The sequence below is a fragment of the Marinobacter sp. genome (genome assembly GCF_033722195.1).
In the GTDB taxonomy this organism is placed as follows: domain Bacteria; phylum Pseudomonadota; class Gammaproteobacteria; order Pseudomonadales; family Oleiphilaceae; genus Marinobacter.
The window spans coordinates 1-7,054 of record NZ_JAWVZL010000129.1; the positions used below are offsets into that span (position 1 = coordinate 1).

Below are 7,054 nucleotides of genomic sequence, written 5' to 3' on the forward strand. Positions count from 1 at the left end.
ACCATGAACGTGTCCGCCATCGACATGACGGTAAAGGTCCGGGAGGCCACCTCGGTGGCGGCCGTCAATGCCCTCTTGAAGCAGGCGGCCAGCAAAGGCCCGCTCAAGGGTATCCTGGGCTACACCGACGAATTGCTGGCCAGCTGCGATTTCAACCATGACCCCCGGTCGGCGGTGGTGGACGGCGGCCAGACCCGGGTCACCGGCGAGTTCATGGTAAAGGTGCTGTGCTGGTTCGACAACGAATGGGGCTTTGCCAACCGAATGCTGGATGTGAGCCGAAGCTGGCTGACTAGGGCGGCGGAATAACGAATAACAGCGGCGGCCAGGTAACGGCCGCAGACTCTGGAGAGTCCACCAAGCCTGCCCAGACAGGCGGTGAGCGAATGCGATTGGAGCGGGGGTTCATCTCTCAACCTGCAACTTTAAGGAAGCGACATCCTATGGCCATCAAGCGAATGACTGACCTGGATCTGAACGGCAAGCGCGTGCTGATCCGGCAAGACCTGAACGTACCCGTCAAGGACGGCAAAGTGACCAGCGACGCCCGTATCCGCGCCTCGCTGCCCACCATTAAGGCGGCCCTGGACGCCGGCGCCCGGGTCATGCTGATGTCCCACCTGGGCCGTCCCGAGGAGGGCCAGTACGACGAGGCCGCCTCTCTGAAGCCGGTGGCCGAGCACCTGAGCAAGCTGCTGGACCGTGAGGTCCGGCTGGTGAAGGACTACCTGGACGGCGTAGAGCTGGGTGGCAGCGAAGTGGTGCTGTTCGAGAACGTGCGCTTCAACAAGGGCGAGAAGAAAGACGACGAAGCTCTGGCGAAGAAATACGCCGCCCTTTGCGATGTCTACGTGATGGACGCCTTCGGCACCGCCCATCGGGCCCAGGCCTCCACCCACGGGGTGGCCAAGTTCGCCCCGGAAGCCTGTGCCGGCCCGCTGCTGGCGGCGGAACTGGAAGCTCTGACCAAGGCCCTGGACAACCCGGCCCGGCCGGTGGTGGCCATCGTGGGTGGCTCCAAGGTCTCCACCAAGCTGGACGTGCTCAATTCCCTGGCCCGCATCTGCGACCAGCTGATCGTCGGCGGTGGTATTGCCAACACCTTCCTGGCGGCGGCCGGCCACCCGGTGGGCAAGTCCCTCTGCGAGCATGACCTGGTGAACACCGCCAAGGAAATCGCCGGCAAGGTCAACATTCCGCTGCCCAAGGATGTGGTGGTGGCCAGTGAGTTTGCCGAGAGCGCCGAGGCCACCGTCAAGCCCATTGGCGAGGTGGCCGAGAACGACATGATCCTCGACGTGGGCCCGGAGACCGCCAGCCAGTTCGCCGACCTGCTGAAGTCCTCCAAGACCATCCTGTGGAACGGTCCGGTGGGGGTCTTCGAGTTCGACCAGTTCGGCAACGGCACCCGCACCCTGGCCCAGTCCATTGCCGCCAGCGACGCCTACTCCCTGGCCGGCGGTGGCGACACCGTGGCTGCGGTGGACAAGTACGGGGTGGAAGACAGCATTTCCTACATTTCCACCGGTGGTGGCGCCTTCCTGGAATTCGTGGAAGGCAAGGTACTGCCGGCGGTCGCCATCCTCGAGGAGAGGGGCGATTAGCGATTGACCCGCCGGGTGCCTGGCGCCCGGCAAGACTGTTTTATCTGAACCATTGAGGAGACAACCCATGGCCCTTATTTCGATGCGTCAACTGCTCGACCACGCCGCTGAGCGTGGCTACGGCGTGCCCGCGTTCAACGTCAACAACCTCGAGCAGATGCGCGCGATCATGGAGGCCGCAGACCGGACCGATTCCCCCGTCATCGTGCAGGCATCCGCGGGTGCCCGTAAGTACGCCGGGGCGCCGTTCCTGCGCCACCTGATCCTGGCGGCCGTGGAGGAGTTTCCCCACATCCCGGTGGTGATGCACCAGGACCACGGCACCAGCCCGGCGGTCTGCCAGCGCTCCATCCAGCTGGGCTTCAGCTCGGTGATGATGGACGGCTCCCTGGGTGAAGACGGTAAGACCCCCATGGACTACGAGTACAACGTGGATGTCACCCGCCGTACCGTGGACATGGCCCATGCCTGCGGCGTTTCGGTGGAAGGCGAGCTGGGCTGCCTGGGTTCCCTGGAAACCGGCCAGGCCGGTGAGGAAGACGGCATCGGCGCCGAGGGTACCCTCGATCACAGCCAGATGCTCACCGACCCGGAAGAGGCCGCCGACTTCGTCAAGAAGACCCACGTTGACGCCCTGGCCATCGCCATCGGCACCAGCCACGGCGCCTACAAGTTCACCCGTCCGCCCACCGGCGACATCCTGGCCATCAATCAGATCAAGGCCATCCACAAGCGCATCCCGGACACCCACCTGGTGATGCACGGCTCCAGCTCCGTGCCCCAGGACTGGCTGGAAATCATCAACCAGTACGGCGGCCAGATCCCCGAGACCTATGGGGTGCCGGTGGAGGAGATCGTCGAGGGCATCAAGCACGGCGTGCGCAAGGTCAACATCGACACCGACCTGCGCCTGGCCAGCACCGGTGCCATCCGCCGCTTCCTGGCCAAGAACCCGGCCGAGTTCGACCCGAGGAAGTACCTGAAGGAGTCGGTCAAGGCCATGACCGAGATCTGCATCGCCCGCTACGAGGCCTTCGGCACCGCCGGCAACGCCAGCAAGATCAAGCCCATCAACCTGGAGCAGATGTTCGAGCGCTATGAGCGCGGCGAGCTGGATCCGAAGGTTAACTGAGACCGGTCAGGCCTTAAGTCCGAGAGAGCCCGCCAATGTGCGGGCTTTTTTACGACCGCGCAGTAAGCACTTGTCGCCGGTCAAGAACCCCGCCGATCCACCTTGCAATTCCGGCCCTTGAATCAAATATAGGGAGCATATGCCCGTGTCCAGGGCCAATCGGTTCAGGAGGTGCGAGGTCAATATGGACTTCAAGGACTATTACAAGGTACTGGGGGTGAGCGAGAAGGCCACCCCGGAGGAGATCAAGAAGGCTTACCGCAAACTGGCGCGCAAGTACCATCCGGACGTCAGCAAGGAGCCGGAGGCGGAGGTCAAGTTCAAGGACGTGGGTGAGGCCTACGAGGTGCTCAAGGACCCGGACAAGCGCGCCGAGTACGATCAGCTGCGGCAGTACGGCGCCCGTGGTGACGGCTCCTTCGAGCCGCCACCCGGCTGGCAGAGCCGGTCGCCCTTTGGCGGCGGTGGCTACACCGAGGCCGATGCCGAGAGCTTCAGCGATTTCTTCGAGCAGATGTTCGGCGGTGGCGGCCGGGGCCGGGGCGCATCCGGTTTCGGCTTTGGCGGCGCCGGTATGCGCCGCCGTGGCGAGGATGTTCATGCCCGGCTGGCGCTGTTCCTGGAGGAGGCCTACAACGGCTGTGAGAAACAGGTGCAGTTCGATGTGACCGAGCCGGACGATCATGGCCGGCTGGTGCGTCGGCGCAAGACCCTCAACGTCAAGATCCCCGCCGGCATGCGGGAAGGCCAGCACATCCGGCTGAAGGGCCAGGGGTCACCGGGCATTGGCGGCGGCGAGAACGGCGACCTGTTCATCGAGGTGGAGCTGGCGCCCCATCCGCTGTTCACCGTTGACGGCCGCGACATCATCCTGACCCTGCCGGTGGCCCCCTGGGAAGCGGCCCTCGGCGCCACAGTGACGGTGCCCACCCTGGCGGGCAAGGTCAAACTCAAGGTGCCCAAGGGCGCGGCCGCGGGCCAGAAGCTGAGGCTCAAGGGCAGGGGTCTGCCCGGCAAACCCGACGGCGACCAGATCGTGGTGTTGCAGGTGGCCCTGCCCAAGGGGCACAGCGATAAGGCCGAGGAGCTCTATCGCCAGCTGGCGGAGGAAGAGCGTGAGTTCAATCCCCGCAGTCACATGAACGCCTGATCTGGAGGGTCCGAAATGAGCAAGGAATTCAAGCCCGAGGCCCCCGGTGCAGTAGAGCAGGGTACCACCTTCACCCTGCGGGAGCTGTGCGAGCGGGGCGATGTACACGCGGAGTTTGTTATCAAGCTGGTCAATTACGGCATCATCTCGCCGGTGCGGGAGGTGGAGGTGCGTCAGTGGCACTTCGATCTGGCGGCTCTGGCGCGCCTGCGCCGGGCCCAGCGCCTGCAGAGGGACCTGAAGATCAACCTGCCGGGGCTGGCCATGTCACTGGAGCTGCTGGACGATATCCGGGAGTTGCGTCGGGAGGTGGATCGGCTCAACCAGCAGCTGCGCCAGCTCACCGGTGAGTGGTAGGTTCTGTAAGCTTTTGTTCACTTCTGCCAATTACTCACCGGCCCCGCCCGGTGAGTAGCCGGCGGCCCTGGCGCCGCCGGTTCGCTTCCATTCCTGATTGCTTTCCCGGCCTGACCCTTCGTGTCCCGCCGTTTTCCGTCTATTTCTTGCCCAGCGCCTGGAGCTTGGCGTAGATGGCCTCGGCCTCCTCCGTGAGGGTGGAGTAGGTCCGGATATCGCCATTGCGTTGGGCGTGCATGGCCTCGGACAGCTTCTTTTCGTATTCCTTCTGCAGTTTCTTCTTCGGGTCGCCCTTCAAAAATCCCAACATGGTTTGCCACCTGTTCCGTCCGATTGTTCAGTGCTTTACGTGTCAGCTGACAAAAAGTTCATCTCACCAGGGCTCGCCAACGCTGGACAGCTCCACTAAATGGGAATATATTCCCAAAACGAGATTGGGAAAATAATCCCAAAATGGCGTGACCGGAGATCACCGGCCAGCCGGAATCAGAACCAAGACAAGGAGCACGACGATGAAACACAAGCGTTTGAGTTCTGCCATCAAGTTCATTCTGGCCGGTGCGGCCATGGGCACCCTCGCTGCGTGTGGCGGCGGCGGTGCTTCCGGAAGCGGCGGTTCGGTGAGCGCCAGCAGCGGCACCAGTACCGGCCCGGTGACAGGTTTTGGCAGCGTCTACGTCAACGGTGTGCGGTTCGATACCGACAGCGCCAGCCTGCAGAGTGACGACGGCATCGACCGCGAGGACCAGCTGGAAAAGGGCATGATCCTGACCGTTCGTGGCGAGTGGGACGACGATGATAACGAGGGCCGGGCCAGCCGTGTGGATTACGACGACACCCTGCGCGGAACCCTCACCGCCGCCAGCTGGGATGAGGTCGAGCGTACCGGCAGCCTGACCGTGGCGGGCCAGACCATCGCCATCGATGGCCGCACCGTGTTCAAGGGCGCCACGCCCATCGAGCTGCGGGACCAGCCCGCGGAAACCTACAAGGTCCGGGTCAGCGCCTGGCGGCTGGACGACGGCAGCTTCCGTGCCAGTTTCGTGGGCGCCCGCCTGGCCGGTGCCGATGACTTTGACGATTTCAACGAAGTTGAGCTGGAGGGCGCCATTGCCAACCTGGACACCCAGGCCCAGACCTTTGACATCAACGGTCTCAGCGTCCGCTACGACAGCGCCAGCTTCGACGACGACCTGGACCGCGACGACCTGGCCAATGGCCTGGTGGTGGAAGTCGAGGGCTTCCTCGAGAGCGGTGTGCTCGTGGCACGGGAAATCGACGATGAAGACGACGATGACCGCTTCGACGACGGCGACGATGTAGAGCTCTCTGGCTCCATCTCCTCAAATTATGACCCGGCCACCGATCGCTTCGCCATCAACGGCGTCAGCATCCTGGTGAACAGCAGCACCGAATTCGAGGACGGCCTCAGCCAGGCCTCCGACCTGGTCCAGGGCTTACTGGTCTCGGTGGAGGGTGAGTTCCGCAACGGCGTCCTGGTGGCCGAGGAAATCGAGGCCGAGGAAGGGGACGCTGAGCTGGAAGCCTCGGTTTCCGCCATCAACCGGGTGGATGGGGAGCTCACTGTCGGCGGTGTGCGGGTGGTGGTTACCAGCGCCACCCTGCTGGAGGACGACGACGATGACGACGGCGACCGCCTGCGCTTTGCCGACCTGCAGTTAGGGGACTACCTGGAGGTAGAAGGCATCCAGCGTTCCGGCGACGGCGGCTATCTGGAGGCGCTGAAGATCGAGCGGGACGACGACGATGACGACGGCGACGACAATGGCGGTACCGACGACTTCGAGCTGGACGGCCGCATCAGCGCCATCGACGGCGACCGCGTCACCGTACTCGGCCTTGAGCTGGTGGGTGCCTCCGGTTTCTCCGGTCTGGCGGTGGGCGTCGAGGTGGAAGTGGAGTACAGCCTCAGCGTCGGAGGCGACTACGTCATCGCCGAACTCGAGGTGGAAGACGACGACTGACTCAGTGCCGATAATCGCGCGGGGCCGGGCCCCGCGCTTCGGCTGGTTTTAGGCGGATGATGGGAATAGAATCCCAAACATGAAAAATTCCAGCACTCCTCCCCTGTACCGCGCCCTGTCACGGATCCTGCGTCCGCTGGCCAGGCTTATGCTGCGCAATGGCGTCGGCTACGGGGAATTTTCGGAGCTGGTAAAGCAGGCCTTTGTGGACTCGGCGCTGGAGGATTTCAGCGACCCCCAGCGCAAGGCCACCGATTCCCGTGCCGCCGTTCTCACCGGGCTGACCCGAAAGGAGGTCAAACGCCTGCGTGAGAAATCCGCCAGCCAGAGTGACGCACCGGTTCCTGCCAGTGCCACCAGCCGTGCCGCCCGTGTGGTGTCAGGCTGGGTCCAGGACCGGGAATTCCAGGACTCTGAAGGAGCTCCAGCCATGCTGGCATTCGATGGCCCCAACAGCTTTTCCGAACTGGTCAAGCGCTACAGCGGCGACATGACACCCCGTGCCGTACTGGATGAACTGGTGCGTGTGGGTGTGGTGGTACCCGGTGACAAACTCGTTTTGCGCAAGCGCGCGTATACACCCAGCGGTGACGACAACGCCATGCTGGATATCTTCGGCGAGGATGTCTCAGACCTGATTTCCACCATCGATCACAACCTGGTGCAGGGGCCCGAGCGGGCACCCCTGTACCAGCGGACCCTGAGCTACGACAAGATTCCGCCGGAGGTGATGGGCCGGTGGCGTCGTTACGCGGCGCGGCATTCCCAGCGGCTGCTGGAGACCCTGGACGAGTGGCTGGCGCCCTACGACCAGGACGTGGCCGGC

General features: G+C 63.8%; 7 protein-coding genes and 1 pseudogene. 7 read left to right on the top strand and 1 reads right to left on the bottom strand.

Going from position 1 to position 7,054, the window contains the following annotated elements; genetic code table 11:
* From R3280_RS15255 to R3280_RS15275, 5 genes and pseudogenes are all read left to right on the top strand, one after another.
* A pseudogene (locus tag R3280_RS15255) lies at window positions 1-309 on the top strand (erythrose-4-phosphate dehydrogenase); the annotation flags it as partial.
* 134 nt (window positions 310-443) lie between these two features.
* On the top strand, window positions 444-1,604 hold the full coding sequence (locus tag R3280_RS15260; protein ID WP_318999470.1) for a phosphoglycerate kinase: 1,161 nt from the start codon (window positions 444-446) through the stop codon (window positions 1,602-1,604).
* A 67-nt stretch (window positions 1,605-1,671) separates the two neighbouring features.
* A complete protein-coding gene (gene fba, locus R3280_RS15265; RefSeq protein WP_318999471.1) occupies window positions 1,672-2,736 on the top strand; it encodes a class II fructose-bisphosphate aldolase in 1,065 nt (354 codons plus the stop codon).
* A gap of 184 nt (window positions 2,737-2,920) precedes the next feature.
* Window positions 2,921-3,886, top strand: coding sequence for a DnaJ C-terminal domain-containing protein (locus R3280_RS15270; RefSeq protein WP_318999472.1), 966 nt, complete (start codon window positions 2,921-2,923; stop codon window positions 3,884-3,886).
* A gap of 15 nt (window positions 3,887-3,901) precedes the next feature.
* Window positions 3,902-4,243, top strand: a complete 342-nt coding sequence (locus tag R3280_RS15275) for a chaperone modulator CbpM (RefSeq protein WP_318999473.1) — start codon at window positions 3,902-3,904, stop codon at window positions 4,241-4,243.
* 139 nt (window positions 4,244-4,382) lie between these two features.
* Here R3280_RS15275 and R3280_RS15280 read toward each other — a convergent pair whose 3' ends face one another.
* Window positions 4,383-4,553: a DUF6435 family protein gene (locus R3280_RS15280; RefSeq protein ID WP_318999474.1), complete on the bottom strand. Its 171-nt coding sequence runs from the start codon at window positions 4,551-4,553 to the stop codon at window positions 4,383-4,385.
* A gap of 202 nt (window positions 4,554-4,755) precedes the next feature.
* On the opposite strand from R3280_RS15280, the gene R3280_RS15285 reads away from it, so the two are divergent.
* Window positions 4,756-6,228, top strand: coding sequence for a DUF5666 domain-containing protein (locus R3280_RS15285; RefSeq protein WP_318999475.1), 1,473 nt, complete (start codon window positions 4,756-4,758; stop codon window positions 6,226-6,228).
* A 79-nt stretch (window positions 6,229-6,307) separates the two neighbouring features.
* On the top strand, window positions 6,308-7,054 hold a 747-nt coding region (locus R3280_RS15290), incomplete at its 3' end, for a DUF6502 family protein (protein WP_318999476.1).

Coding starts and splice junctions, on each gene's coding strand:
- R3280_RS15260 (WP_318999470.1), top strand. CDS start 444: ATGGCCATCAAGCGAATGACTGACCTGGATCTGAACGGCAAGCGCGTG.
- fba (WP_318999471.1), top strand. CDS start 1,672: ATGGCCCTTATTTCGATGCGTCAACTGCTCGACCACGCCGCTGAGCGT.
- R3280_RS15270 (WP_318999472.1), top strand. CDS start 2,921: ATGGACTTCAAGGACTATTACAAGGTACTGGGGGTGAGCGAGAAGGCC.
- R3280_RS15275 (WP_318999473.1), top strand. CDS start 3,902: ATGAGCAAGGAATTCAAGCCCGAGGCCCCCGGTGCAGTAGAGCAGGGT.
- R3280_RS15280 (WP_318999474.1), bottom strand. CDS start 4,553: ATGTTGGGATTTTTGAAGGGCGACCCGAAGAAGAAACTGCAGAAGGAA.
- R3280_RS15285 (WP_318999475.1), top strand. CDS start 4,756: ATGAAACACAAGCGTTTGAGTTCTGCCATCAAGTTCATTCTGGCCGGT.